Annotated in this window: 21 protein-coding genes; 13 read left to right on the forward strand and 8 right to left on the reverse strand. The window is 71.2% G+C overall.

Going from position 1 to position 26,546, the window contains the following annotated elements; genetic code table 11:
- Positions 1 to 63: 63 nt before the first annotated feature.
- Entirely contained in the window at positions 64 to 1,050 is a 987-nt protein-coding gene (locus BCD49_RS09470) for an LLM class flavin-dependent oxidoreductase (RefSeq protein WP_007508119.1), read from the reverse strand.
- A gap of 191 nt (positions 1,051 to 1,241) precedes the next feature.
- Between BCD49_RS09470 and BCD49_RS09475 the strand changes: the two genes are divergently transcribed.
- From BCD49_RS09475 to BCD49_RS09485, 3 genes are all read left to right on the forward strand, one after another.
- Complete coding sequence (locus tag BCD49_RS09475; protein ID WP_007508117.1) at positions 1,242 to 2,018, forward strand: SDR family NAD(P)-dependent oxidoreductase; 777 nt, start codon at positions 1,242 to 1,244, stop codon at positions 2,016 to 2,018.
- 7 nt (positions 2,019 to 2,025) lie between these two features.
- A complete protein-coding gene (locus BCD49_RS09480) occupies positions 2,026 to 2,889 on the forward strand; it encodes an acyl-CoA thioesterase (protein WP_071041401.1) in 864 nt (287 codons plus the stop codon).
- A gap of 116 nt (positions 2,890 to 3,005) precedes the next feature.
- Positions 3,006 to 4,184, forward strand: a complete 1,179-nt coding sequence (locus BCD49_RS09485) for a thiolase family protein (RefSeq protein WP_007508113.1) — start codon at positions 3,006 to 3,008, stop codon at positions 4,182 to 4,184.
- Between the two features lie 90 nt (positions 4,185 to 4,274).
- Here BCD49_RS09485 and BCD49_RS09490 read toward each other — a convergent pair whose 3' ends face one another.
- Both BCD49_RS09490 and BCD49_RS09495 read right to left on the reverse strand, forming a co-directional pair.
- Positions 4,275 to 5,054, reverse strand: a complete 780-nt coding sequence (locus BCD49_RS09490; RefSeq protein ID WP_007508111.1) for an SDR family oxidoreductase — start codon at positions 5,052 to 5,054, stop codon at positions 4,275 to 4,277.
- Positions 5,055 to 5,434: 380 nt separating this feature from the next.
- On the reverse strand, positions 5,435 to 6,103 hold the full coding sequence (locus BCD49_RS09495; RefSeq protein WP_007508109.1) for a TetR/AcrR family transcriptional regulator: 669 nt from the start codon (positions 6,101 to 6,103) through the stop codon (positions 5,435 to 5,437).
- A 387-nt stretch (positions 6,104 to 6,490) separates the two neighbouring features.
- Here BCD49_RS09495 and BCD49_RS09500 point away from each other — a divergent pair, with 387 nt between their 5' ends.
- The 6 genes from BCD49_RS09500 (at position 6,491) to BCD49_RS09525 (ending at position 13,197) form a co-directional block, all read left to right on the forward strand.
- Complete coding sequence (locus BCD49_RS09500; protein ID WP_071041402.1) at positions 6,491 to 8,119, forward strand: thiolase C-terminal domain-containing protein; 1,629 nt, start codon at positions 6,491 to 6,493, stop codon at positions 8,117 to 8,119.
- Positions 8,116 to 9,189, forward strand: a complete 1,074-nt coding sequence (locus BCD49_RS09505; protein ID WP_007508106.1) for an NAD(P)H-dependent amine dehydrogenase family protein — start codon at positions 8,116 to 8,118, stop codon at positions 9,187 to 9,189. The genes BCD49_RS09500 and BCD49_RS09505 overlap by 4 nt, the downstream gene beginning before the upstream one ends.
- Before the next feature lie 310 nt (positions 9,190 to 9,499).
- Positions 9,500 to 10,699 (forward strand): cytochrome P450, encoded by a 1,200-nt coding sequence (locus BCD49_RS09510; RefSeq protein WP_071041403.1) that lies wholly within the window; start codon positions 9,500 to 9,502, stop codon positions 10,697 to 10,699.
- Positions 10,700 to 10,836: 137 nt separating this feature from the next.
- Complete coding sequence (locus tag BCD49_RS09515) at positions 10,837 to 11,577, forward strand: SDR family oxidoreductase (RefSeq protein ID WP_007508101.1); 741 nt, start codon at positions 10,837 to 10,839, stop codon at positions 11,575 to 11,577.
- A gap of 20 nt (positions 11,578 to 11,597) precedes the next feature.
- Positions 11,598 to 12,356 carry a sugar phosphate isomerase/epimerase family protein gene (locus BCD49_RS09520; RefSeq protein WP_007508099.1) on the forward strand — a complete coding sequence of 253 codons (759 nt, stop codon included), beginning with the start codon at positions 11,598 to 11,600 and terminating at the stop codon, positions 12,354 to 12,356.
- A 58-nt stretch (positions 12,357 to 12,414) separates the two neighbouring features.
- Positions 12,415 to 13,197 (forward strand): SDR family NAD(P)-dependent oxidoreductase, encoded by a 783-nt coding sequence (locus BCD49_RS09525; RefSeq protein ID WP_007508098.1) that lies wholly within the window; start codon positions 12,415 to 12,417, stop codon positions 13,195 to 13,197.
- A gap of 58 nt (positions 13,198 to 13,255) precedes the next feature.
- Here BCD49_RS09525 and BCD49_RS09530 read toward each other — a convergent pair whose 3' ends face one another.
- The gene (locus tag BCD49_RS09530) at positions 13,256 to 13,912 is read right to left on the reverse strand and encodes a GntR family transcriptional regulator (protein WP_007508096.1); all 657 of its coding nucleotides are present in this window, start codon (positions 13,910 to 13,912) and stop codon (positions 13,256 to 13,258) included.
- A 276-nt stretch (positions 13,913 to 14,188) separates the two neighbouring features.
- Between BCD49_RS09530 and BCD49_RS46360 the strand changes: the two genes are divergently transcribed.
- A complete protein-coding gene (locus BCD49_RS46360; protein ID WP_007508094.1) occupies positions 14,189 to 16,681 on the forward strand; it encodes an acyl-CoA dehydrogenase in 2,493 nt (830 codons plus the stop codon).
- Between the two features lie 84 nt (positions 16,682 to 16,765).
- Positions 16,766 to 17,473 carry an SDR family oxidoreductase gene (locus tag BCD49_RS09540; RefSeq protein ID WP_027141102.1) on the forward strand — a complete coding sequence of 236 codons (708 nt, stop codon included), beginning with the start codon at positions 16,766 to 16,768 and terminating at the stop codon, positions 17,471 to 17,473.
- Between the two features lie 36 nt (positions 17,474 to 17,509).
- Here the strand turns inward: BCD49_RS09540 and BCD49_RS09545 are convergent, their stop codons facing one another.
- The 4 genes from BCD49_RS09545 to BCD49_RS43470 form a co-directional block, all read right to left on the reverse strand.
- A complete protein-coding gene (locus BCD49_RS09545) occupies positions 17,510 to 18,433 on the reverse strand; it encodes a TIGR03619 family F420-dependent LLM class oxidoreductase (RefSeq protein ID WP_007508090.1) in 924 nt (307 codons plus the stop codon).
- Positions 18,434 to 18,560: 127 nt separating this feature from the next.
- Positions 18,561 to 19,325: an ABC transporter ATP-binding protein gene (locus BCD49_RS09550; RefSeq protein WP_007508087.1), complete on the reverse strand. Its 765-nt coding sequence runs from the start codon at positions 19,323 to 19,325 to the stop codon at positions 18,561 to 18,563.
- Positions 19,322 to 22,225: a branched-chain amino acid ABC transporter permease/ATP-binding protein gene (locus tag BCD49_RS09555; RefSeq protein ID WP_071041404.1), complete on the reverse strand. Its 2,904-nt coding sequence runs from the start codon at positions 22,223 to 22,225 to the stop codon at positions 19,322 to 19,324. Before BCD49_RS09555 ends, BCD49_RS09550 begins: the two co-directional genes overlap by 4 nt.
- Before the next feature lie 240 nt (positions 22,226 to 22,465).
- Positions 22,466 to 22,840, reverse strand: a complete 375-nt coding sequence (locus BCD49_RS43470) for a hypothetical protein (RefSeq protein ID WP_007508083.1) — start codon at positions 22,838 to 22,840, stop codon at positions 22,466 to 22,468.
- Positions 22,841 to 23,571: 731 nt separating this feature from the next.
- Here BCD49_RS43470 and BCD49_RS09570 point away from each other — a divergent pair.
- Positions 23,572 to 24,777 (forward strand): amidohydrolase family protein, encoded by a 1,206-nt coding sequence (locus tag BCD49_RS09570; RefSeq protein WP_007508079.1) that lies wholly within the window; start codon positions 23,572 to 23,574, stop codon positions 24,775 to 24,777.
- 298 nt (positions 24,778 to 25,075) lie between these two features.
- The gene (locus BCD49_RS09575; protein ID WP_007508076.1) at positions 25,076 to 26,515 is read left to right on the forward strand and encodes an aldehyde dehydrogenase family protein; all 1,440 of its coding nucleotides are present in this window, start codon (positions 25,076 to 25,078) and stop codon (positions 26,513 to 26,515) included.
- The last annotated feature ends 31 nt before the right edge of the window (positions 26,516 to 26,546 follow it).

Below are 26,546 nucleotides of genomic sequence, written 5' to 3' on the forward strand. Positions count from 1 at the left end.
GTGCGCGCCGGAACTGCCCTGAGGAGCGCCCTCCACACCACTATGGCACAGAGTGCCGCATCCTCAGAGCTTAGGGATGACCTCGGTCTCCAACAGCCGCAAGCTCTCCCAGGCGACCTCCGGCGGGATGCCGCCCATCAGTGGATTGACGACGCACAGTGCGAACGGGCCCTGCGCGCGCAGGTCCTCGGCGAGCTGGGCCGGGGTGAGTACCCGGTACTGGCCGGTCGCCCGCAGCGCCTCGGTCGACTCGGCCGAGGCGTAGACGCCGGTCGCGGTGCCGCTGCCGCCGGACGTGAGCCAGGCGCCATAGGCGTTCGACTCGTGCAGCGCGTGCGGCGCGATCCGCTCCCAGCCGGCGTCGACGTCCCGCGCCAGGTGGAAGAAGGCGCCGGTGCGGCCGCCGAGGCGGGGGCCCGGGTCGGGGCGGCCGAGCGTGACCAGCTCGTCGCGGTAGTGGTCCCAGGTGGCGGCGTCGGTCGGGGTGAAGCCGATGTCGAGGCGCGCCGCGCGCCGGGCCGCGCCCTCGGAACTGCCGCCCATGGTGATCGTCGGTCCGCCGGGAGAGAGGGCGGCCGGCGTGACCCGCACCGTGCGGCCGCGGTACTCGAACGGCTCACCGGTCCAGGCCTGGCGCAGGGTGTGGATGACCTCGGTGACCCGCCTGGCGCGCTCCTTGGGCGAGACGTCGAACATCTCGAACTCGGCGGGCACGTAGCCGCCGCCGAGCACCAGCTCGAGCCGCCCCCTGGAGAGGTGGTCGAGGACGGCGGTGTCCTCGGCGAGGCGCAGCGGGTCGTGGAACGGCGCGATCAGCGCCGCGATCATGATCTTCAACCTGCTGGTCCTGGCGGCGACGGCGGCCGCCATGGTCAGTGGGCTGGGCAGGTACCCGTCGTCGGCGCCATGATGCTCGGAGAGGCCTACGCTGTGGAAGCCCAGCCGGTCGGCCCACGCCGCCATCTCTAACGCGGCCTCATAGCGCTCGGCCATGGATGTCCCGGCGATGGCCGGGTTGCGGAAGTCGAACCGCATTGTGAAGATCGCCATGTGGTTGCTCCCCATCTGTGGCGGACGTCACATCCGCCGGCCGTCACGGGGCGTGAGTGTACCAACATTGACGTCGGCGTCAGTAATGTCTGTGGGTCGAGCAAAGAACAAATTCCGGAGACAGTGGCCGCAGGGTGCGCGAAGGAAGATCCTCTTCGGGCATCCCTTGGCTCCCTAGAAGGGTTGGAAACGTGGACCTGAACGGACGCGTGGCGATCGTGACCGGCGGTGGCGGCGGTCTCGGCGCGGCGACGGTGCGCCACCTCGTCGGCCTTGGCATGAAGGTCGTGATCTTCGACAAGTTCGGTGACGCCGCGGAGGCGGTCGCCAAGGAGTTCGACGAGGGACAGGCCACCGCCGTCGGCGGCGACACGACGGTCGACGAGGACGTGCAGGCCGCGATCGAGGCCGGCAAGGCGCTCGGCGTCGTGTCGCTGCTCGTGAACGTCGCCGGCGGCGGCGTCGGCGGCGGGCGCACCGTCGGCCGGGGCAACAAGCCCCACGACAAGGCGGCGTTCATCGAGACGCTGGCGATGAACGCGACCGGCACCTTCAACATGAGCCGTCTGGTCACCGCGGGCGCCTTCGCCGACAACGAGCCGGACGAGTCGGGCCAGCGCGGCGTGATCGTCAACGTCGGCTCGCTCGCCGGCCTGGAGGGCCAGACCGGCCAGATCTCCTACGGCTCGGCCAAGGCCGCCATCCTCGGCATGACGCTGCCGATGGCACGCGACCTCGCGCCGATCGGCGTCCGGGTGTGCGCCATCGCCCCCGGCACCATGGGCACCCCGAAGATGCTGGGCGTGCGTCCGGAGATGCTGGAGGCGCTGACCAAGGACATCCAGTTCCCGAAGCGGCTCGGCCGCCCGGAGGAGTTCGCGCTGCTGGTCGAGTCCATCGCCCGCAACCCGTACCTCAACGGCGAGAACATCCGGCTCGACGGCGCGCTGCGCTTCCCACCCAAGTAGGCGGTACGTGTTCACCGTCGACGCGGTCCTCGGCTCGCTGGCGTTAGAGCCGGCGGGCGAGGACCGCTACACCGCGAGCAGCATCGCCTCACCCAACCCGGTCGTCTTCGGCGGGCAGCTGCTCRCCCAGTCGATCGCGGCCGCGCTCGCCGGCCAGGACGGAAAGACGGTCAAGACCCTGCACACGGTCTTCGCCCGCGCCGGCCGGCCGGACACCCCGCTCGACGTCGCCGTGACGCGCCTGCACTCCGGGCGCAGCATGGCCAGCAGCGGGGTGAGCATCAGCCAGGGTGGCAAGGTCATCGCCCAGTCGTTGGTCCTGCTCTCGGCGGACGACCCCGACTTCATCCGGCACGCCGACGCCGCGCCGGCGCACGAGCCGCCGAAACCGGGGGAGGCCGTCGGCGCCGGCCACGGGGAAGTCTCGTCCGGCGAGCCGGGCGCCTGGCAGGTGCGGGTCGTCGGCGACGTCGACATCAGCGACCCGGAGGCTGTCGGCCCGGCGGAGCTGGACGTCTGGACGCGCTGGCCGGGCGCCCCGGGCGACGCGCTGTCCAGCCAGGCGCTGCTCGCGTTCGTCACGGACGGCTTTCTCATCGGGACGGCCATGCGGCCGCACCCCGGCGTCGGGCAGGCGCAGTCGCATCGCACGATCTCGACCAGCGTGCTGTCGCACACGATCACGTTCCACGAGCCGGTACCCGCCGACGACTGGCTGCTGCTCGCGCAGCGCAGCCCCTACGCCGGGCGGGGCCGTGGCTACGGCCGTGGCGACGTCTTCCGGGCGGACGGCGGGCTGGTGGCCTCGTTCGTACAGGACAGCATGATCCGTCCGATGGCGCCGTCGCCGGGCGGCGGCCACCGCCTCTGAGCAAGTCTTGACATCGACGTCAAAATTTCTAAGCATGGGCCCACACCGCCGCACGCCAACCTGACCCGACGCTGTGGGCCCCCGTTCCGCCATGCCTGAGAAGGAGCGCTGTTGACGTGCACGAAGCGGTGATTGTTTCGACAGCCCGGACGCCGGTGGGTACCGCGATCAAGGGCTCCCTGCTCGACGTCGACGCGTTCGAGCTGGCGACGCTCGTGGTCGGCGAGGCCGTCCGCCGCGCCGGCATCGACCCGGAGATCGTCGACGACGTCGTCCTCGGCGAGGCCCTGTACGGCGGCGGCGACATCGCCCGGTACGCGGCGATCGAGGCCGGCCTCACGAACGCGCCGGGCGTCGCCCACAACCGGCACTGCGCGTCCGGGATGGCCGCGATCCAGACCGCCGCCGCCTCGATCATGACCGGCATGGACCGGGTGGTCGTCGCCGGCGGCACGAACTCCTCGTCCACGTCGCCGCGCGCCAAGCGCCGCAAGCCGGGCACGGACGACATCGAGGACTGGTACTCGCCCACCCACCGCAACACGCCCGAGGCCCCGAACTACGACATGTCGGTGACGGTCGGCTGGAACGCCGCCGTGGCGACGGGCCTGAGCCGTGAGGACCTGGACGCCTGGGCGCTGCGGTCACACCAGCGCGCGGTCGCGGGCATCGACGCGGGCGCGTTCAAGGAGGAGATCGTCCCGGTCGAGGTGACCCGCCGCGACGGCACGACGTTGTCCTTCGACACCGACGAGCACCCGCGCCGGGACACGAGCATGGAGAGGCTCGCCAAGCTCAGGGTGCTGCACCCGGAGATCGAGGGCTTCAGCATCACGGCCGGCAACGCGTCCGGCTCGAACGACGGCGCCGGCGCGGTGGTGCTCACCTCGCGTGAGTTCGCCGAGGCGAACGGGCTCGAGGCGCTCGCGATCATCCGGTCCTGGGCGTCGGTCGGCGTCCCGCCGGCCGAGACTGGTCTCGCGCCGGTCAAGGCGATCCCGAAGGCGCTCGACCGGGCCGGCCTGTCCATCCAGGACATCGCCCTCTGGGAGATCAACGAGGCGTTCGCGTCGGTCCCGGCCGCCGCCTGCCAGCTGCTGGGAATCGACGACGAGATCGTCAACTACCTCGGCAGCGGCTGCAGCCTCGGCCACCCGATCGCGATGACGGGTGCCCGTCAGATCATCACGCTGACCCACGAGCTGCGCCGGCGCGGCGGCGGCAAGGCCGTGTCCGCGATGTGCGCGGGTGGCGGCATGGCCAGCGCGGTCGTCATCGAGGTTCCCGCCCCCTGACCCTGGCCGCCCCCGTGGGCCAGGACACGCGAACGGCCGCCAGGTTCAACCTGGCGGCCGTTCGCGTGCGGTGTTCTGAGCGCCGGGGACTCAGGAGCTCTCGGGCTGGGCGGGCACGTGTATCGGGAGCGGCTGCGAGCGGCGCGCGTCGACGACGACCGACTTGAGCGCGGCGCCGCTGCTGACGACGGTGTGCACCACGTTGATCAGGTCCTCGATCTGGACGAAGTCCGCGTTCACGTAGTCCCGCTGGAACCAGAGCGGGTGCACCGCGCCGGCGAGCTGCGGGTCCCAGCTGAACGGGAACTCGGTGCTGGAGCCGCCCTCGCCGCCGACGCAGTTGCCGACCGTGACCCGGGTGAAGCCGATGGTCGGGTACTCGACCCGGTAGGCCTCGATCAGCTTGTCCAGCGCGGCCTTGCTGACCGCGTACGAGCCGAGCCCTGGCCACGGCTCGGTGATCGAGCCGGCGATGGACGACAGGTAGGCGACGACGCCCTTCGTCTCCGTCAGGTACGGGATCGCCGCGGCGGTGATGTGGGCCGCGCCGATGACGTTGGTGTCGAACACGTGGTGCCAGTCGGCGGTGTCGTGGTCGACCAGCCGCCGCAGGACGCCGATGCCGGTGGCGTAGACGACCGAGTCGATGCCGCCGAGCGCGGCCGCGGCCTCCTCGATCGCCGCCTTGACGGACGTCTGGTCCGTGACGTCACAGGAGACCGCGACCGCTCCGGGCCCGGCCTCCGCGACCGCATCGTCCAGCCGGTCCTTGCGCCGGGCGAGCAGCGCGACCTGCTGGCCGCGCTGGGCGAGGGCGACGCCGATGGCACGTCCTAACCCACTGGAGGCGCCGACCACAACCGTTCGCATTGTGTGCCCACCTTCGATGTCGAGGTCGCCAGTTTCGCCCCGCCTCGTCGCTCAAGACCTGACTTTGCGGGACGTTGGCGGAGCAGCGTAATTGTACGACGTTGACGTCAGAGTCGGAATTGTTCGGCGGGCCGCCGCGCGATGTTCCGAGCCGACGGCGTCGGTCCGCGCGCCAGGTCCAGTGGTCGTCGGGTCCGCGAGCCGGCGAGGCGGCGGGTCCGCGGATCGGCCGGACCACGGGGAGAGACCTCTCGGCGACGCCAGGTGGTGACCGTGTCCAGCGGCGATGGGGGCCGCCGGGCGCCGGCTACCGGCTACTGACTGCCCGCCGTCATCGGTCGGCCGCCGTCCGTCAGCGTCAGCGTCAGCCGCCGAGGCTATTAGGCGTCGTCCGCGTCCGTCGGCCCGCCGCGCAGGTCCAGCGCGTTCAGGAAAAGCTGCGTCAACTGCTCGACGCCGTCGTCGAAATCGGGCTTGAAAAGCCCCTGGACGAGCCACATCTCGGCGAATCGGGTAACCATCGCGCCGAGCGCCGAGGCGGCGATCTTCGGATTGATGGTGGGGTCGACCCAGCCTTTTCGCTGCAGTTGCGCGATGGAGCTCGAGATGCGCTCCCGGTCGCGCTGCTGGTGCTCGAAACGCATCATGTTGAGGTGCGTGTCGTGCCGGCAGACCTGCTCGATGACGCCGATGATCCTGGCTTCCTGCCGGTAGTACTCCAGGAACCGGCGGTTGCCGGCGCGGATGCGGTCCTGCGGGGACGCGGTGGAGGACGGATCGAAGATCACCGTGCTGAGCGGGGCGTTCAGCAGGTCGGAGAGGGCCATGGCGACCTCGCGGAAGATCTGCTCCTTGGAGTCGAAGTAGTGGTAGAAGGAGCCGTGCGACAGGCCGGCGCGCTCGGCGATGTCGGAGATTCGCGCCTCGAGGAAGCCGTCCTCCTCGAACACCTCCTTGGCCGCCCCGAGAAGCCTGGCCCTGGTGGCGGCGCCCTTGCGTGAGCGCGGCCCGGTCGCCTTGTCGCGGTCAACCGGCGTTGCCGACGTCAATGCCCGCTCCTCATTCTCCCACCGCGTCGACCGGCGGGTCGGCCGGCACGGCCGGTGGTAGTGGCGCCTCCCGTCGGCCGCCATGCCAGCGGTCGAGGTCGGCGGTCGGGGATCAACACCAGCTGTCGGCATCGGCGGTCAACGAGAACCGGTTGCAGTCTACGTGTGGTCATCGGAGCTGGCGATGTTGTCGCGCCTGGTGGTGCCCAGGTCAGCGCCGTAGGCCCAGCCTCTTGTTTCGACGTCGATGTTGAAAACGTGGTAACAACCACGTGGTACCACCCACGGTGCAGGCCTGTCATCCTGTACGCCCGTCACCCCCACGCCACGACGCGGTGGCCTGCCGGCGCCCGCTGCCGGCGGTCCCATGGTCGACAAGGAGCTGCGATGCCGCCTCTCCCCGCGCTGATCCCGGCGAGCGAGTGGTTCTGGAAGTCCGGCGCCGATGGCATCCTGCGCATCCAGGGCTGCGACGACTGCGGCACGCTCGTGCACCCCCCGGTCCCGGTCTGCCCCACCTGCCGCGGCAGCGCCGTCTCGCCGAAGGAGGTGTCGGGCCGGGCCAGCGTCGTCGGCTACACCGTCAACGTCCAGCAGTGGCTGCCCGACATGAAGCCGCCGTACGTGGTCGCCGTGGTCGCGATCGAGGAGAGCGACGACGTCCGCCTGACGACCAACATCGTCGGCTGCGAGCCGGCCGAGGTGCACGTCGGCCAGCGGGTCCAGGTCACCTTCGAGCAGCGTGAGGACGTCTGGCTGCCGCTGTTCGAGCCGACCGGCGAGCCCGACGAGACCCGGGACCGCGTCGGTGAGCCGAACCTGCCCGCCCCGCGCGCGCCGTTGTCGCCCCGGCGCTTCGAGCACGACGTGGTCCTCTCCGGCATCGGCCGCTCGAGGATCGGGCGCCGGCTCATGGTCGACCCGCTGTCGCTGACGACCGACGCGTGCCTGAAGGCGATCGCGGACGCGGGGCTCACCCCCGAGGACATCGACGGCCTGTCGACCTATCCCGGCACGGTCGGCATGGGCATGAGCGAGGGCGGTGTCACCTCCGTGGAGGAGGCGCTGCGCCTGCGCCCGACCTGGTTCAACGGCGGCGGCGACCTGCCMGGTCAGACGGGCGCGGTCGTACAGGCGATGCTCGCGGTGTCGGCTGGCCTGTGCCGGCACGTGCTGTGCTTCCGGACCGTATGGGAGTCCACCTACCGCGAGCTGCGCCTCGGCGGGATGCCCGGCCGGGCCACCGGCCTGAACACCGAGTGGCGCCACCCCTTCGGCGCCATCTCGGCGGCCAGCTGGATCGCCATGCAGGCGAGCCAGTACATGCACCGCTACGGCGCCTCCCGGGAGATGCTCGCCGCGATCGCGCTCAACGGCCGGGCGAACGCCGCCCGCAACCCGGACGCGATCTACCGGGCCCCGATGACCATGGACKACTACATGTCGGCCCGCCTCGTCTCGACGCCGTTCGGCCTGTACGACTGCGACATCCCATGCGACGGTTCCGTCGCCGTCATCGTCTCGGCCGCCGACGCCGCTTCGGACCTGCCCAAGACGGCCATCAAGGTCGAGGCCGTCGGCACGCAGATCAACGAACGCGTCTCCTGGGACCAGGGCACGATGACGCACGAACCAGTGGTGCTCGGCCCGGCCGCGCACCTGTGGACCCGTACCGACCTGACCCCCGCCGACGTCGACCTCGCCTGCCTGTACGACGGCTTCACCTTCAACGCGATCTCCTGGCTCGAGGGGCTGGGCTTCTGCGGCTTCGGCGAGGCGCAGGACTGGCTGGACAAGGGCCAGCGGATCGCCCTGGACGGCGACCTGCCGCTCAACCCGCACGGCGGCCAGCTCTCCGAGGGGCGGCTGCACGGCTTCGGATTCCTGTACGAGGCGATCACCCAACTGCGCCATGAGGCCGGCCCCCGCCAGGTCGCCGACGCCCGCACCGCGGTCGTCTCCACCGGCGGCGGCGCGCCCGGCGGCGCGTTCCTTCTCAGGAGGGCAGACTCATGACAACGACGTCCAGCGACACCGCGTTACCGCAGGCTCCGCTCCGGGTCGTCCAGTGGGCGACCGGCAACATCGGCACCCGCGCGCTGCGGACGGTCATCGAACACCCGAACCTGGAGCTGGTCGGGCTCTACGTCTACAGCGACGCCAAGGCGGGCAAGGACGCCGGCGAGCTCGCGGGACTGGGCATCACCACCGGCGTCGCGGCGACGACGAGCATCGACGACATCGTGGCTCTCGGCGCCGACTGCGTCCTCTACATGCCGGCCCGGCTGGACGCTGACGAGGTGTGCCGGCTGCTCGAGTCCGGCGCGAACATCGTCACCACTCGCGGCGAGTTCCACCGCCCGGCCAGCATGGACCCGGCCCTGCGTGCGCAGGTGGAGAAGGCCTGCGCGGCGGGCGGGGCCTCGATCCACAGCACCGGCTCCAGCCCCGGGTTCATCTCCGAGGCGATCCCGCTGGTGGTCTCCTCCCTCCAGCGCCGGCTCGACCGGATCGTCATCAACGAGTACGCCAACATGTCGCGGCGCGACTCGCCCGACATGATCTTCAACCTGATGGGCTACGGGCAGCCGCCGGCGGCGTTCGACGACCGGCGCGCGGCGTACCTGGCCGAGGCCTTCGGCCCGTCGCTGTCGCTGACCGCCGATGCGTTGGGCGTCCCGCTCGAGGAGATCACCGCCTCGGGCGAGGTCGCCGTCGCGACGCGCGACATCGACATCGCCGCCGGCCGCATCGCCGCCGGGACGGTGGCCGCGCAGCGCATCACGGTGACGGGCCTGCGCGGCGGCACGCCGTTGCTGGAGTTCAAGGCGCACTGGTTCTGCTCCACCGAGCTGGACCCGGCCTGGGAGCTGGCGCTCGACGCCGGCTGGCGGGTGACCGTCGAGGGCGACGCCCCCCTCGACATCACCCTGCGCTTCCCCCTCACCCTCGACGAGATGGGCGCGATGACGCCCGGCTACACAGCCCATCGCCCGGTCAACGCGATCCCCGCCGTCGTCGCGGCGCTTCCGGGTATCCGCACGACGCTGGACCTGCCCCAGATCATCGGCACCGCGCTGCGCTGACCAACCAGCTGCCCGCACCCGTCGGGCCGGCCGCGCACCCGCACGGCCGGCCCGACGGGCTCGAAGCGCGCTCCCGCGGCCAGGAAGGCCTGATGGGCCGGACGCGTGCTCTCGTGACCCGGCGAAACCGGACGGGCCTTGACAACCCCGCCGAATGCGGGGGAGGGTGCGTTCGCTCGTCAGACACTGTTCAAATGCGCGATGCTGGGCATGCCGCCCGCCCGGGCCGCCGCTCGACGCGCCGGCCGCACCGGGCGGCGCACGGACCGCGACCATCCGCGCTGGACGCGACAAACCCAAGGACTGATAGATGACGCCGACGGCCGTGGCTGACCTGTACTGGGACCCGTTCGACAAGACGATCGACACCGACCCGTACCCGGTGTGGGAGCGGATGCGCGCCGAGTCACCGCTCTACCGCAACGAGCGGTTCGGTTTCTACGCGCTCTCCCGCTACGCCGACGTCGACGAGGCCCACCGCGACGCGGCGACGTTCAGCTCCGCGCACGGTACCGTCCTGGAGATCATGAGCCCGGAGCCGATGCCGCCCGTGTTCCTGATCTTCTCCGACCCCCCGGTCCACAACATGCTGCGCGCGCTCGTCTCCCGGGCGTTCACCCCGCGCCGGRTCGCCCGGCTGGAGGGCGCCATCCGCGGCCTGTGCGCCGAGATGCTCGACCCGCACGTCGGCGGGGGCGGCTTCGACTACGTCCAGGACTTCGCCGCGCAGCTCCCGTCGAAGGTGATCTCCGAGCTCATCGGCGTCGACCCGGCGGACCGCGAGGAGATCCGCAGGACGATCGACCTGACGTTTCACCACGACGAGACCGCCGGGATGAGCAACGACATCTCGCGCGCGGCCACGGTGAAGCTCAAGGCGTACTGGCACGAGCAGATCGAGGCGCGCCGCAAGGTACCCCGCGACGACATGATCACCGGCCTCGCCGAGGCCGAGATCGCCTCCGAGGACGGCCCCCGCCGCCTCTCCACCGAGCAGGCCGCGACCGTCGCCCAGGAGATCGTCAGCGCCGGCACGGAGACCGTCGCCCGCCTCCTCGGCTGGTTCGGCTCGGTGCTCGCCGACCATCCCGACCAGCGGGCCGAGCTCGCCGCCAACTTCGCGCTCGTCCCGAACGCGGTCGAGGAGCTGATGCGCTACGAGCCGCCGTCGCCGGTCCAGGGCCGCATGACCACCCGCGAGGTCGAGCTGCACGGCGTGACGATCCCCGCGATGTCGAAGGTGCTGCTGCTCACCGGCTCCGCCGGCCGCGACGACCGCAGGTACCCGGACCCCGACCGCTTCGACATCCACCGGACGTCCGACAGCCACATGTCCTTCGGCCACGGCATCCACTTCTGCCTCGGCGCCGGTCTCGCCCGGCTGGAGGCGCGCGTCGCGATCGAGGAGACGCTGCGCCGCTTCCCCAGGTGGGACGTCGACCGGGACCGCGCCGTCCGGCTGCACACCAGCACCGTCCGCGGCTACGAGAAGCTGCCGTTCGTCCTCTGACCGCCGGCAGTCTGCCGTCGGCAGCGGCGCGGCCGCCGGGTCCCGGGCCGCGGCGACCGCCCCTCGGGGTACCTGGGGACCCAGTCGGGCGCGCCCGGCCGCCGCGCGCGGCCGGCGGCCGAGAAAGGGAGTCCCTGGTGAAGGCTGTCGTCGTCGGAGCGTCGAGCGGGCTCGGCAGATGCATCGGCGTGGACCTGGGCCGCCGCGGCGACCAGGTCGCGCTGCTGGCGCGCCGCCGTGAGCGGCTGGTGGACGCGGCGAAGGAGGCGGGCCCCGGGACGCTCGCCGTCGCCTGCGACGTCACCGACGAGGCGAGTTGCCAGGCCGCGATCGAGGAGGCCGCGGCCGGCCTCGGCGGCATCGACGCCGTCGTCTACAGCGCCGGCATCGGCCCGCTCTCCCCGGTCGAGCGGGTCGACGCCCAGACCTGGCGGCGCGCGTTCGACACGAACGTGACCGGGGCGGCTCTCATCACCGCCGCCGCGCTGCCGCATCTGAAGGCCTCCGGCGGCGTCGCGGCCTACCTGTCGTCGATCAGCGCGTCGCTCACGCCCGTCTGGCCCGGGTTCGCCGCCTACGCGGTCAGCAAGGCGGCCCTCGACAAGCTCGTCGAGGCCTACCGCACCGAGCACCCCGACGTCGGCTTCACCCGCGTCGTCGTCGGCGACTGTGCCGGCGGCGAGGGCCCCAACCAGAGCGAGTTCCCCGCCGACTGGGACTGGGACTACATGGCGAAGGTCCGGCCGCTGTGGGTCAGCCGCGGGTACCAGACCGGCGCCCTGCTCGACGTCGACGAGCTGCTGCGCGTCCTCGACGGCGTCCTGCGCTGCCGCGGCTCCATCCCGTCGGTCACCGTCATGCCCCGCCAGCCGGCCTGACTTCGCGTCGAGGAGAACTCATGACGGTCGAGATCGCGCTGACTCCCGACTCGCGATGGGAGATCGACGTCCCGGGCCTTGCCGCGGCCACCGCGGCGGCGGGCTTCACCGCCGTCGGCATGGCCGCGGGCAACGCGACCCCGGCCGCCGCGAAGACGTTGGACGCCGCCGGGCTGCGCTGCCACGAGGTGCTCGCGCTGCTGATCGGCGACGACGCCGAGGAGACGCTGGCACAGGCGGAGAGGCTTGCCGAGGCGGCGTCCGTGCTCAGCGCCCGCTGGGTGCTCGCCGGGTTCCGGACGAAGCTGACCGCCCAGACCGCGCCGCTGATCCGGCGCTGCGCCGAGGTGCTCGCCGAGGCCGGGGCGGGGCTCGCCGTCGAGTTCAGCCCGATGGGCTTCGTCGGGACGATCTCCGAGGCCAGGGACGTGGTGGCCGCCGCCGGTGTCGAGCGCGCGGGGGTGCTGATCGACACCTGGCACTTCTTCCGGGGGCGGAGCACCTGGGAGGAGCTGGCGACGATCCCACTGGCAGAGATCGCCTACCTGCAGTTCGACGATGCCCCGGCGCCGATCGGCAGCGCCACGTCCGAGACGTTGCACCGCCGCGCCATGCCGGGCGACGGCGAGCTGGACCTGGACAGGTTCGCCTCGACCCTGCTCGAGCGCGGCTTCGACGGCCTGGTGAGCGTCGAGGTGCTGTCCGCCGAGCTGCGCCAGCTGCCGGTCCCCGAGTTCTGCCGGCGCGCCTACGAGTCCACCGCCCGCTTCTGGCGCTGACCGGCCACCGCCCGACCGGCAGCCCCAGACCGTCGAGGAAGGCAGAGGTTCTCGCCTTATGGATGCTCCCTACGACCTGACGGGGCGCGTGGCGATCGTGACGGGTGGCGGCACCGGCATCGGCGCCGCGACCGCCAGGCTGCTGGCCGCCCACGGCGCCGACGTCGCCATCGCCGCCCGCACCGTCGCGGACCTGGAACGCACGTCGGCGGCGGTGCGCGACGCCACCGGCCGGCGCTGCCTGCCGGTGCCGACGAACATCAAGGACGAGGAGCAGGTCGTCGCCCTCGTCGAGCGCACCGTCGCGGAGCTCGGGCGGGTCGACATCCTCGTCAACAACGCCGGCGGCACCCGGATGGGCCCGCTGCGGACCCTGCCGACCAAGGGCTGGGACGCGAGCTTCGACCTCAACGTCCGCGCGGCCTACTTCTGCACTCGGGAGGCCGGCCGGCACCTCGTCGCGCAGCGCTCCGGAGCGATCATCAACGTCTCCTCGGACGCCGGCGTCTACGGCGTCAGGGGCGGGGCGCACTACGCGGCCGCGAAGGCGGCGCTGCAGATGTTCACCAAGGTCACCGCCGCCGAGTGGGGGCACTACGGCATCCGCGCCAACTGCGTCGCCGTGGGCGGGATCGCCTCCGAGCGGGCGGCCGCGGCCTGGGACGTCGCCGGCATCGACCCGGGCGACATCGCCGCGGGCACCCCCCTCGGCCGGGTCGGCCGGCCCGACGAGGTGGCCCAGGCGATCGCCTTCTTCGCGAGCGACGCGGCCTCCTACATCACCGGCCAGGTCCTCTCCGTCGACGGCGGCCACCACATGGGCGGCATCCAGGAAACCTAGGACGTCGCCGTTGGGCGGGTGGCCGGGACGGGGTGGCCGCGCGGCCGGGGGCTCCAGGTCAGAGGATGCCTCGGGCGGTGAGGGCCGAGACGACGCGTTCGCCCGCGGCGCGGAAGTCCGCGACGCGCTGGCGGGCGGCGCCGTCGCCGTCGCCCGCGACGATGGCGTTCATGACCCGCTCCATCTCCGCCACGACGTCGGCGTGCGTCAGGCCGCTCTCGACGCGGAACACCCACGGAAGGAAGCCGGCGAAGGCGCGCAGCTCGGCGCGCAGCCGCCGTGAGCCGCCGGCGCGATGCTGGGCGCGCAGGATCTGCTGGACGATCTCGCCGATGCGATCGAGCGGCTCGGTGACCTTCAGCTCGGCGATCAGCTGTTCCAGCTCGGCGATGACCGCCGGGTCACGCTGGTTCGCCAGCCGAGAGACGGCCACCCCGGACAGCAGGCCCATCACCTCGAAGTCGTCGAGCACCGACTCGGCGTCGAACGGCTCGACGAACACCCCGCGGTGCGGCCGGATCGAGACGATCCCGTCCCGCTCCAGCATGACGAGGCCCTCCCGGACCGGGCTGCGGGACAGGCCGAGCGCGTCGCCCACCTCGACGAGGTCGACGCGCTGCCCGGAGCGCAGCCGCCCTTCGAAGATCTCCTCGAGAAGGTAGTCGACGACGGCGTTGCTCGCCTTCGTGAGTTTGACGGTTCGGCTGGGCGGCACGGTGCTGGTCCTCGCGGTGGTGACGGATGGTGTTCGGCGGCGTGGGTCGGGCGGCATCGACAGTATGCGATCTTTGGCCGTGGCGCGTCCGGACGCCGTGGCGCCCGGCCGGGGCCTCCCTGTATACGGCCGCCGGCCGGCGGGACGGGCGTGAGCGTGTCCTCCGTCCCACAGCGCATGGCGCGTTCCGCCCCGTCGACCGTAGATTGCCTTAGTGAATTATGAATCAATCCGCCCGGGCCACCGCCCACGAGCCGTCCTGGGAGTGTCGAGTCCATGCTGATCGAGCTGAGCTCGGAGCAGGAGATCCTGCGTGACACCACGGCGCGCTACCTGGAGCGGGAGGCCGCGCCGGACGCGCTGCGCCGGCTGCGCGACGACCCGGAGGGGTTCGGCCGTGACTACTGGCGGGCCGGCGCCGAGCTCGGCTGGACCGCTCTGGTCGTCGACGACGAGTTCGGCGGCGGCAGCGTCAGTGGCTCGCCGGTCGTCGACCTGAGCCTGATCGCCTACGAGTTCGGCACCCACGCGGCCCCGGGCCCGCTGGTCGCGACGAACGTCGTCGCCGCGGCGCTGTCTCGCGCGCTGACGGCGGCCGCGGCCGCCGGTCGGTCCGACGCGGCCTCCGGGCACGCCGAGGTCCTCGACGCCCTCCTGGCCGGCGAGGCGGTCGGCGCGTGGTGCCTGGCCGAGCCGGCCCCGCACGACCGCCTCGGCACCGTGACCCTCACCGTGCGGGCCGACGGGGACGAGGTCGTGCTCGACGGGGTCAAGCGCCCGGTCGAGGCGGCCGCCTGGGCGAGCCACCTGCTGGTGACCGGCCGTACCGGCGACGGGCTCACCCAGGTGCTCGTGCCCGCCGACGCGGCCGGCGTCACCGTCACGCCGATGCATTCCCTCGACCTGACCCGCCGGTTCGCCGCGGTCACCTTCGACGGGGTGCGGCTGCCGCGTGCGGCCGTCGTCGGCGAGTTCGCCGGCAGCGACGAGGACGTGCGCCGCCAGCTCCAGCTCGCCCTGGTCCTGGTCACCGCCGAGATGGTCGGCGCGCTGCAGCGCGCGTTCGACATGACCGTCGACTGGGCCTTCGACCGGTACTCGTTCGGCCGCCCGCTCGCGTCCTACCAGGCGCTCAAGCACCGGTTCGCCGACATGAAGATGTGGCTGGAGGCGACGCACGCCGCCGTCGACGCCGCGGCCGCCGCCGTCGACGCGGGCTCGCCGCAGGCCGACGAGCTGGTCAGCGTCGCCAAGGCTCTCGGCGAGCCGGGTGTCGAGCTGCTGCAGGACTGTGTTCAGCTGCACGGCGGCATCGGCATCACCTTCGAGCACGACCTGCACCTGTTCCTGCGCCGGGGCGCCGTCAACCGCGCCCTGTTCGGTACCCCGGACGAGCACCTGGGCCGGCTGGCCGCCGTCGCCATCGCTCAGGCCGCCGCCCCGAGCGATGACACCCAGCCGCAGGAGGCGCCCGCGGCCCAGGGCGCGGGCCCGGTGGCGGCGCGGGCGAACGCGGCGGGTGACCTCGAGGATCTCGACAGTTTCCGGGAGCGGGCCCGCCGGTTCATCCAGGGCAACCTCAAGCAGGACGAGACGGTCCGTACGCTGCGGCGGACGCTGACCGACGAGCAGGAGCTCGCCGAGGTCGCCCGCGCCCGCAAGCTGCAGCGGATGCTGTTCGACGCGGGCCTCGCCGGCATCACCTTCCCGCGCGAGTACGGCGGCCAGGGCCTCACCGCGGCGCACCAGGAGGTCCTCAACGAGGAACTCGCCGGCTACGAGTTCCCGCGCCACCTGCAGGTGCCGACGTTGTCGCCGTGTGCCGCCGTCATCCTCGAGTTCGGCACCGAGGAGCAGAAGCTGCGCCACCTGCCGGCGATCCTGCGCGGCGATGAGATCTGGATCCAGTTCCTCTCCGAGCCCAGTGGCGGGTCCGACGTCGCCGGGGCGCTCATGTCCGCGGTCCGCGAGGGCGACGAGTGGGTGCTCAACGGGTCGAAGATCTGGAGCACCGGCGCCTGGTGGTCCGACTGGGCGCTGTGCCTGGCCCGCACGAACTGGGACGTGCCCAAGCACCGCGGCCTGTCGGTGTTCATGCTGCCGATCCACCAGCCGGGCATCGAGATCAGCCGTATCGAGATGCTCAACGGCTCGATGGAGTTCTGCCAGGAGTACCTCACCGACGTCCGGGTGCCCGACAGCGAGCGTCTCGGTGACGTCGACGGCGGCTGGACCGTCGGTACCAGCTGGATGATGTACGAGCGGCAGGCGAACAACTCGCCGTTCACGACCAGGCCGAGCCACACCCGGCGGGGCAGCGCCGGCATCGACGCGCCGCTCGTCCCGATCGCCGCCCGGCTCGGCCGGCTCGACGACCCGCGGACGCGGGAGCTGATCGGCGAGGCGCGGCTGCTGTCCGTGGTGCGTGAGCAGCTCAACCGGAGGCTCGCCGCCGGTATGACCACGGGCCGGATGCACTCGCAGTCGTCGGCGATCGGCCGGCTGTTCGCCGGCCACTTCGGCACGCGCCGGGACACGATCACCTTCGAGATCGCCGGCGGCATCGGCGCGGCGTGGACCGACGACGACCCGGCCGCCGGCTGCGGCCTGGACTACCTGGTCCGCACGATCAGCACCGTGGCCGGCGGGTCCACCGAGATCGCCCGCAACGTCATCAGCGAGCGCGTGCTCGGCATGCCGCGCGAGGCGGCCCCCGACCACGGCATCCCCTTCCGCAACGTCCCCCGCGGCGGTCGCACCCGGTCCTGAGGCCGAGCTCGGTCCGGCGTCGTCGCGGCGCCGGACCGAGGTGCCACGATGGTGCACGACACGACGGTGACGAGAGGTGGGCGGATGGGCGAGGTCGCGGTCATCACCGGGGCGGCGGGCGGGATCGGGGAGGCGGTCGCGCGGCGGCTGGCGGCCGAGGGAGTGCGCTGCGTGCTGGTGGACAGAAAGCCGGCGGTCGAGGACGTCGCCGCGTCGCTCGGTGGTGTCGCGGTGGTCGGCGACCTGACCGACCCCGAGCTGTCTGTCCGGATGGTGGCGGCCGCCGGCGAGCGGCTGGACCTGCTCGTCCTGAACGCGGGGATCAACTCGGTCGACAAGGACCCGGCGACGCTCGACCTCGACCGGTACCAGGCGGTCGTCGGAGTCAACCAGCATTCCGTCGTGTACGGGCTGCGGGCCGCGCTACCGGTGATGCGCCGGCACGGGGCCGGCTCGATCGTGGTCACTGCCTCGTACGCCGCGCTGATGGGCGTCGAGCAGGACCCGATCTACACGATGACCAAGCACGCCGTCATCGGCCTGGTCCGGGCCCTGTCCGGGAAGCTGTCCCGCGAGGGCATCCGCCTGAGCGCCGTCTGCCCCGGTCTTGTCGACACACCTCTGACCTCGCCGACCCGCGACCGCTTCCAGGCCGCGGGCATCCCCATGCTCTCCGCCGACGAGGTCGCGGCCGCCGCCGTGGAGACCCTCCGCACCGGTGAACCCGGAACCGAACTGGTCGTCAGCCCAGGTCGTGCCCCGGCTCGGTACGTCCTGGCGCCGCTCCCGTGACGAGGGTGGGACGCCCAGGCGGTCGGGAGTGGGCGTTCAGTGCCCGACTGCGGGCATGATCTCCTCGGCTATCCACTGGGTGTAGTCGTAGTACTCGTCGATGTGGGTCAGGGCGGGGATGGGAACGGAGCTCATCGTGACCCCGAGTTCCTCGAACCAGCCGAGACGGTCGATGATCTCCTGTTTGGGCATGCCCGGCCGGGCGTTCGGGTCCTCGTTCACCGCGTGGCCCTCGCCGACGCGCGCGGTGCCCAGGCCGTAGAAGACCTCGGTCAGTCTGCCGTTGTAGTCGGGCTGGGACCTGATGAGGTCGAGCCTGGCGGGAATGTCCTCGGGCTTGGTGAGAAACGGCCACCAGCCCGTCGCGTATCGGGCGACGCGCCGCAGCACCGGGTCGGCGTCACCGCCGAACCAGACCGGTGGGTGCGGCTTCTGGACCGGCTTGGGCTCGAACGCGACGTCCTTGAACGAGACGTATTTCCCCTCGAACTCGGGCTCCTCCTTGGTCCAGAGCTCGAGGATCGCCTGGATGTACTCCTCGGCGCGCGCGCCGCGTTCGTGGAAGGGGACGCCGAGGATTCTGAACTCCTCCTCCAGCCAGCCGACGGCGAACGTGACGGTCACCCGCCCGCTGGACAGCCAGTCGATGGTCGAGAGCGCCTTCGCCGTCACGATCGGGTGCTGTAACGGCAGGATGGCGATGCAGGAGTTCACCCGGATCTTCTCGGTGGCCCCCGCCCAGTAGGCCATCGCCGGGTAGGCGCTGAAATAGTGCGGGCCGGACAGGTCGACGTGCGCCCTGGGAATGATGTGGTGCTCGGGAACGGCGATCATGTCGTAGCCGAGTTTCTCGGCCCATTTCGCCAGGCGCGTCTGGTCCGCGCCCGTCACCCCGGCCTCCCACGGCTGGCAGGTGGCCTTCAGCCGCAGCAGATGCGGCATGGCGAATCCCAGTCTCATGAATTCTCACCTCGTCCGGGTCTTGCTGCTGCGGACAAAACCTCAGGGAAAAAGATCAGGCGGGCCGCGCACTGCTCCGCGCGGCCCGCCCGAATTCTCGGCCCTCCTCAGGGGAGGACCCGGTCACTTACTTGCTGGTGGTGTCGGCGGAGTCGAAGTAGAGGTTCTCCAGCCGGTCCACCTGGTCGGCGAGCTCGCTCGAGGTGCCGGAGAGCGCGATCCGGCCGCGGGCCAGGACGACGACCTCGTCGGCCGCCGCCATGGCGAGCTTCGCGTACTGCTCGACCAGCACGACCGAGCAGCCGTGGTCGGCCGCGATCGCGCGCACCGTCTCGAAGAGGCCCTCGACGATGAGCGGTGCGAGGCCGAGGCTGAGCTCGTCGACGAGCAGCACCCGGGGCTGCTGGATGAGCGCGCGGGCCATCGCGAGCATCTGCTGCTCGCCGCCGGACAGCGCGCCCGCCGCGAGCTTCCACCGCTTCTCGAGCGCCGGGAAGGTCGCCAGCATGTCCCGGGGCTTCGGCCCGCCGCGCCGGGCCGCCACCTTCAGGTTCTCCTCGACGGACAGGCTGACGAACAGCGACCGGTTGTCGGGGACGAGCACGATCCCGGCCCGGTTCGCCGCCGCCGGCCGGCCGCCGCGCAGCTTCGCGCCGTCGACCAGGATGTTGCCGCTCTGCGGCGCCAGCAGCCCGGCGAGCGTGAGCAGCATCGTCGTCTTGCCGGCGCCGTTCGGTCCGAGCAGGGCGAGCACCTTGCCGGGGGCGAGGGCGAGGTCGACGTCGCGGAACGCCGTCGTGCTGCCGCGGCCGCCGGTGAGGCTGACGGTCTGGAGCCGGGCGGTCGTGACTCCGGCGGGGGAGGGGGAGGAGGTTTCGACCGTCGCGGTCATGCCGTCACCGCCGGGGACTCGTTGGCCGTCTGCTGGGCGCCGTTCGCGGCGGCCGACTCGTTCTCGGCCACCGGCTCGGAGGTGCTGTGGGTGTTGCCGAGGTAGGCGTCGGCCACGGCGCGGTTCGCCCGGATCTCGGCCGGGGTGCCCTCGGCGATGAGCTTGCCGAACTCGAGCACGTAGATGTAGTCGCAGACGCCGAGCACGAGCGCGACGTCGTGGTCGACGAGCAGCACACCGGTACCGTTCGCGGCGATGCCGCGGATGCGCTCACCGAGCCAGGTCGACTCGGTGCTGTCGAGGCCGGCCGCCGGCTCGTCGAGCAGCAGCACCTTCGGACGCGAGGCGCAGGCCCTGGCGATGGACACCAGTTGGCGTTCGCCCTGGGAGAGCTCGCCGGCCTGGCGGTCGACGCGGTCCGCGATGCCGGTCACGGCGAGGGCGGCGGCGAGACGCTGGTGGCGTTCGTGCCCGCGTACGCCGCTGAGAGCGGCGGACACGTTCTCCTCGACGGTGAGCTCCTCGTAGAGCTCGATGGACTGGAACGTGCGCGCGAGGCCCTTGTGTACCCGGACATGCGAGGCGAGCTTGTCGATGCGCTGGCCGCCGAGCGTGACGCTGCCGGAGGCACGGGCGAAGCCGGTGATGGCGTCCAGGGCACTGGTCTTGCCGGCTCCGTTCGGGCCGATGAGACCGACGATCTTACCCGGCTCGACGCGTAGCGCGATGCCGTCGACCGCGGTCACACCGCCGTAACGGACAGTGAGACCGGAAACCTCCAGCACCTCGCCGTGACCGCCGGCCGGCGCCGTCGCCTGGGTGTCCGCCGCGCCCGCCGTGGACAGAGGAGCGGACGCGGTGGCCGTGAACAGGGGCTGAGCGGGTGCGGCGGCGGCCGGCGTCGCCGAGCCCCCGGCCCCCGCGCCGGCCAGCGCCGGCTGGGCGACCGGTGTCGCTGGGCGCCAGCGTTCCAGGAGGGCTCTGACCTTGTGGACGAGCTTGTGCGCGTCGCTGGCGAGGCCCTCCGGGTGACCGACGAGGGCGGCGAGCAGACCGATGCCGGTGATGACGGAGAACCAGTCACCGAGGTGGATCCAGCGGTCCATCGCGATGAAGAAGATGCCGGTGCTGGCGATCAGGCCGGCGTTGATGCCGCCCCAGACCGACGTGATGCCGGCCAGGTAGGCGACCGTCAGCAGCGACAGGCCGCCGACCGCGGAGAACGAGTCGAAGGTGACCACGCCGCGCCGGTAGGCCAGCAGCGCCCCGCCGAGGCCGGCGATGAACGACCCGATCGCGAAGCTGATGACCTTGATCCGCACCACGTTGATGCCGATGCCGGCGGCCGAACGCTCATTGGCGCGCACGGCGAGCATGGCCGAGCCCAGGGCGCTCATCCGCAGCTTGGCGACGCCGAACGACACCGCCACCAGTACGAACAGGCACAGGAAGCCGAACTCCAGGCGGGGGAAGGCGTGCCCGCTGCCGATCCCGAGATTGAGGCCGAAGATCTTCGGATCGCTGACCTTCGCGCCCGAGGTGCTGACGATCTGGGTGTTACGGAACCAGACCGCCTCGATGGCGTAGGCGAGCGCGAGCGTGACCACGCCGAGAGTGAGCCCGCGTAGTCGTAGCGCTGGCAGGCCGATGACGACGCCCAGGACGGTCGCGCCGAGCGCCGCGAGCAGCGGTGCGAACGGGAAGGGGATGTGCCAGCTCTGGGTGAGGTTCGAGAGCAGGAACGCGCCCGCGCCGGCGAGCGCGAGCTGCGCGAGCGACACCTGGCCGGCGTAGCCGGTCACGACGATGAGCGACAGGCCGATGACCGCGGCGATGATCGTGCCGATGACGGCGGCGCGCCAGGTGCCGTGGAGGAAGATCAGGAACAGGGCGCCGACGACGGTGCCAGCGATCGTCGGCAGCGTCAGCGCCCGCGGCCGTGGAGCCAGCCCCAGCGGCTGCCTGACCAGGCCACCGCGCACGGGCATCCCCCGGCCGGTCGCCACCAGCGCGATCACGATGACGATCAGCGGCACCAGCTCGGCCGAGCCGGTCCTGGGCAGCCACGAGTGCTGCGCGGCGAGCGAGAGCGCCTCGGCCTGGACCATACCGATCACCAGGCCGGCGATGACGCTCGGAACCAGGTTCTGGAAGCCGCCGACGACGGCCGCGGCGAGTGCCGGCACCACGAACAGCGTGTAGGTCGTCGGCGCGAGCGGGCTGACCGGCGCGATGAGGATGCCGGCCGCACCGGCCACCGCGCAGCTGATCATCCAGTTCGTCAGCGCCACCCGCGACGCGGACACGCCACTGACGTAGGCGCCGGTCTGCGAGGAGGCGGTGGCCCTGGTCAGCAGGCCGAACCGGGTGAACCGGAAGACCGCGGTGAGCACCAGAGTCAGCACGATCACGGCGACGGCCAGGTAGAACMGGTCCGACAGCACGGTCAGCGAGCCGAGCGTCCAGCGGTCCGCCGGGAAGATCTGCTCGACGCTGACCGGCGCCACGCCGACGCGGATCACCATCACCGACTGGATGATGACCAGGACGCCCAGTGAGGCGACCGCCTTGGCCAGCGGCGGCGCGTCCAGCAGCTTGCGGAACACCAGTCCGTAGAGCAGCGCGCCGAGCAATGCGCCGATCAGCAGCGCGAGCAGCGCCGCCGGCAGGAAGGGAATGCTGTCCGTTCCCAGGCCGACGGTCGTCGGCAGGCCCGGAATCGGAACCAGTAATTCGCCTTCTCGCAGGTCCGCGTAGGTGTAGGCGACGTAGAGAGCGATCGCTCCGGTCGCGAAGTTGATGACCCCCGAGCTGCGGTAGGTCAGCACCAGTGCGAGCGCGAGCGCGGCGAACACTGCGCCGTTGCCGAGCCCCAACAGGAGCGAGGCGATGTGTGACATGAAGGGATCTCCCGACGTCGTCCCAGGGAGGACCGCTTCCGCGGCCGGCGTCCCAGGTCAGGACCGCGTTGAGCGGCGGTTCTCGGGTCAGGACCGCTTCCATGGCCCTCACCCGGGACGGCCCCGTTGTCGTGGGGCGTCCAGGGTCAGGGCCGCGGAAGCGGCGGTGGTGGTGGTGGAGTTTGGTCTACAGCCTGTTCAGTTTTGCATCGGCCCTGTGAAGCTCTTGATCGGCGACGTCTAGTTCTCGATCGGCGACTGGCCAGGCGGTCGCGCCGCACGGAAGCCGGCCATCGAGGTGAACATGCCGATCGCGACGCCGCTACCGGTGTCGATGTCAATGTCGATGTCAAGACGGTAGGTCTCCCCGCCGGTCTTGAACAGTGTGAATGATGGGTGGCTGGTGCCATCGGCCGCCGTGCGTCGTGCCCGCGGCGTCAGGTCGCCCTGATCCGGCGGGATGGTCACCGGCTCGACGTCGACACCGGCTGCGTCGAAAACCGCGGGGGCCCGCTTCCGGTGGATGTCCACGACGACCGGGATGTCGATCGCGATCACCGAGGCCTTCGCGGCGCCGAGGACGTCGTCACCAGCGCCAGCGCGGGACGTCGCCATGACCGCCTGGAGGCGACGGTGCGGCGAGCGACCCTGGTATGCGGCATGTCATCCTCGGTTGGCGATCTTGGGCAGCGGGGGTGCGGCGTACGGCTCGCCGGTGGGCGCGGGCTCGCGGTAACGTCGTGTGTCGGGCATCACAGCGGCTGCCAGTCGCTAAGTGAATACATGCTCGACACCGTTCCGTCAACGGTTCGCCTGGAATGGACGCTTTTCGTCCACTTCGGCGATGCTTCAGGCGGGGTCAGGGGTGGCCTGAGAGCGGTCGGTCGCGGGCGTCTGAGTGAGTGTTCACATAGTGGGTTCACTCATCTTGACCCTTGTGGCGTGGGTCGGCCTGCGGGCCCGTCGCTGTCCGTAGACAGTAGCCGCGCCCGCGCGGGGCGTGTCGCCGCCGGGTTCGACCGCCTGGTGCGCCATGGGCGTCGTGTCCGCCGGGGGCGGGTCCTCGGAGAGGTCGCCATTCCCGATCATGCTGAGTCCGATCGTCGGCCGGTTGTGYGGTACGCGCCAGGGCTCGTACCCCGCCTCGGCTGACGGGTCCGGTGCCGTGACGGTTGCCTCAAAGTGCAGGTTTCGACGATCGTGTCAGAATGTGATCCCGTTCGCCACCGGTAGGGCTAGTCGCGGGGACCGTGACCGTGACCACCTGGATCCGCTCCCGTGCGTCTGCCAGCCAGGTGCATTATTAATTAACTTTGACGAGCAGACTGACCAACAGGGGAGGCCCGATGTCCGGTCCTGACATCCCGGTGTTCGACGCCGACAACCACCTGTACGAGACGACCGACGCGTTCACCAAGTACCTGCCGGCGCGCTACAAGAAGGCGATCGACTACGTCGACGTCCACGGCCGCACGAAGATCGTGGTCCAGGGGACGATCAGCGAGTACATCCCCAACCCGACCTTCGAGGTCGTCGCCCGGCCGGGCGCGCAGGAGGAGTACTACCGCAAGGGCAACCCGGACGGTAAGTCCCGCCGGGAGATCTTCGGCAAGCCGGTGAAGGCGATCCCGGCCTGGCGCGAGCCCGCGGCGCGCCTGAAGCTGATGGACGAGGAACAGGGCCTCGCGCGGACCCTGCTGTTCCCGACGCTCGCGAGCCTGCTCGAGGAGCGGATGAAGGACGACCCGGAGCTGACCCACGCCGCGATCCACGCGCTCAACGAGTGGCTCTACGAGACCTGGCAGTTCAACTACAACGGCCTCGACCGCATCTTCACCACCCCGGTGATCACGCTCCCGATCGTCGACGAGGCGGTCAAGGAGCTCGAGTGGGTCCTGGAGCGGGGCGCGAAGGTGATCCTGGTCCGGCCGGCGCCGGTGCCCGGGTACAAGGGGCCGCGCTCGTTCGCGCTGCCGGAGTTCGACCCGTTCTGGGCGCGGGTCCAGGAGGCCGACATCCTGGTCGCCCTGCACTCGTCCGACTCTGGCTACTCGCGCTTCACCGGTGAGTGGAGCGGGGCGGCCACCGAGCACCTGCCGTTCCAGCCGAACGCCTTCCGGATGCTGCACTCCTGGCGGCCGATCGAGGACGCGGTGGCGTCGCTGGTGATCCACGGCGCGGTGTCCCGCTTCCCGCGGCTGAAGATCGCCGTCGTCGAGAACGGCGCCTCCTGGGTGGCGCCGCTACTCAAGACCCTCAAGGATCTCTACAAGAAGATGCCGCAGGACTTCATCGAGAACCCGGTCGAGGCCCTGAAGCGCAACATCTACATCAGCCCGTTCTGGGAGGAGAACTTCGCCGAGCTGGCTCAGCTGCTCGGTGAGGAGCACATCCTCTTCGGCTCCGACTACCCGCACCCGGAGGGCCTGGCCAATCCGATCAGCTACATCGACGACCTCAAGGACCAGCCCGAGCCGTTCATCCGCAAGGTCATGGGCGAGAACCTGGCCAAGCTGATGAACGTCCCGGTCGCGCTGCCCGCCACGGTCTGAGCGGAGCCGCTGGGCGCACCGTGGCCGCTCCGGCGGTGGCGCTGTAGGGTTCGGCGGCCCGGGGTGCGTGCCCGGGCCGCCGGGCGCCGGCGCTTGGCGTGTGCGCCCGTCTGCCCGCGCCGGCTGGCCGGTTGTACCGGGCAGTCCATGAAATCTTGATTCCCGTCAGGCGAGAATGTAGCTTCCAGCACAGGGAAGCGCTGGTGGCGGGCGTCCGGACCCACCCGACGTGCGTCCTGCGCGAGGATCGGCGTGGACGCATCACGAGAACGAACCAGAAGAGGGCGAGGGACCTGCCGTGAAGGGCTTACTCATCGACGGGCAGCTTGTCGAGGCGCCGAGTACGACGGTCTCGCTCAACCCGACGACGGGCGAGGTTCTCGGCGAGGCGCCGGACGCGACGGTCGAGCAGGCGGTGGCCGCGGTGAAGGCGGCCCGCCGGGCGTTCGACACGACGGACTGGTCGACGAACGTCGAGTTCCGGGTGCGGTGCCTGAACCAGCTGCATCAGGCGCTGGTCAAGCACCGCGAGGAGCTGCGTGAGCTGACGATCGCCGAGGTCGGGCATCCGCGGGTGATGACGTACAGCGCGGCGCTCGACATCCCGATCGACATCGTGAAGTACTACGCGGACCTGGCCGCGGGCTACTCGTTCACGGAGGATCTTCCCGAAGTCGAGTCCCACGGGATCAAGAACCGGCGCTGGGTGGAGAAGGAGGCCGCGGGCGTCGTGTCCGCGATCATTCCTTACAACTACCCGACCCAGATCGCGATCGCGAAGGTCGCTCCCGCGCTCGCGGCCGGCTGCACCGTGATCCTCAAGGGCGCGCCGCAGACTCCGCTGATCACCCTGGCGCTCGGCGAGATCATCGCCAACGAGACCGACATCCCGGCCGGCGTCGTCAACGTGATCACCTCGCCGTCGGTCGAGGTCGCCGAGGTGCTCACCAGCCACCCCGACGTCGACATGATCAGCTTCACCGGCTCGACGCCGGTCGGTCGCCGGATCATGGAAGTCGCCGCCAAGACCGTCAAGAAGGTCTTCCTGGAGCTCGGCGGCAAGTCGGCGCTCATCGCGGTCGACGACGCGGACGCCGACTTCCTCGCCCTCATCGCGACCATGACGATCTGCTCGCACGCGGGGCAGGGCTGCGCCGTCACGTCGCGCCTGCTCGTGCCCAGCTCGCGCAAGGACGAGTTCGTCGAGAAGGTCAAGGCCACGATCGAGAACATCAAGGTCGGTGACCCGGCGCTGGAGGAGACCTACGTCGGCCCGCTGATCAGTGCCGAGCAGCGCGAGAAGGTCGACGGGATCGTCCAGCGGGCCGTCGAGGCCGGTGCCACGCTGGTCGCCGGCGGCAAGAGGCTCGACGGGCCCGGCTTCTTCTACGCCCCGACGGTGCTGGCCGACGTCGACCCGGACAGCGAGATCGCTCAGGACGAGGTCTTCGGCCCGGTCCTGGCGATCATCGCCTATGAGGACGACGACGACGCCGTCGCGATCGCCAACAACTCGATCTTCGGCCTGTCCGGCTCCGTCTTCGGTGCCGACGACGACCGGGCGATCGCGATCGCCCGGCGGATCCGGACCGGCACGGTGAGCGTCAACGGCGGCAACTGGTTCGCTCCCGACTCGCCGTTCGGCGGGTACAAGCAGTCCGGCATCGGTCGTGAGATGGGCGTCGCCGGGCTGGAGGAGTTCCTGGAGCGCAAGACCCTGGCGGTGCCGGTCAAGTGAGCGTGGTCAAGGTGAACCAGGGGCCGGGCCG

The sequence above is a fragment of the Pseudofrankia sp. EUN1h genome (genome assembly GCF_001854645.1).
GTDB lineage: Bacteria > Actinomycetota > Actinomycetes > Frankiales > Frankiaceae > Pseudofrankia > Pseudofrankia saprophytica.

Bases quoted from the DNA above. Each gene is read 5' to 3' on its own strand.
- BCD49_RS09470 (WP_007508119.1), bottom strand. From the start codon at position 1,050: ATGGCGATCTTCACAATGCGGTTCGACTTCCGCAACCCGGCCATCGCC.
- BCD49_RS09490 (WP_007508111.1), bottom strand. From the start codon at position 5,054: ATGCGAACGGTTGTGGTCGGCGCCTCCAGTGGGTTAGGACGTGCCATC.
- BCD49_RS09505 (WP_007508106.1), top strand. From the start codon at position 8,116: ATGACAACGACGTCCAGCGACACCGCGTTACCGCAGGCTCCGCTCCGG.
- BCD49_RS09520 (WP_007508099.1), top strand. From the start codon at position 11,598: ATGACGGTCGAGATCGCGCTGACTCCCGACTCGCGATGGGAGATCGAC.
- BCD49_RS09525 (WP_007508098.1), top strand. From the start codon at position 12,415: ATGGATGCTCCCTACGACCTGACGGGGCGCGTGGCGATCGTGACGGGT.
- BCD49_RS46360 (WP_007508094.1), top strand. From the start codon at position 14,189: ATGCTGATCGAGCTGAGCTCGGAGCAGGAGATCCTGCGTGACACCACG.
- BCD49_RS09540 (WP_027141102.1), top strand. From the start codon at position 16,766: ATGGGCGAGGTCGCGGTCATCACCGGGGCGGCGGGCGGGATCGGGGAG.
- BCD49_RS09545 (WP_007508090.1), bottom strand. From the start codon at position 18,433: ATGAGACTGGGATTCGCCATGCCGCATCTGCTGCGGCTGAAGGCCACC.
- BCD49_RS09550 (WP_007508087.1), bottom strand. From the start codon at position 19,325: ATGACCGCGACGGTCGAAACCTCCTCCCCCTCCCCCGCCGGAGTCACG.
- BCD49_RS43470 (WP_007508083.1), bottom strand. From the start codon at position 22,840: ATGGCGACGTCCCGCGCTGGCGCTGGTGACGACGTCCTCGGCGCCGCG.
- BCD49_RS09570 (WP_007508079.1), top strand. From the start codon at position 23,572: ATGTCCGGTCCTGACATCCCGGTGTTCGACGCCGACAACCACCTGTAC.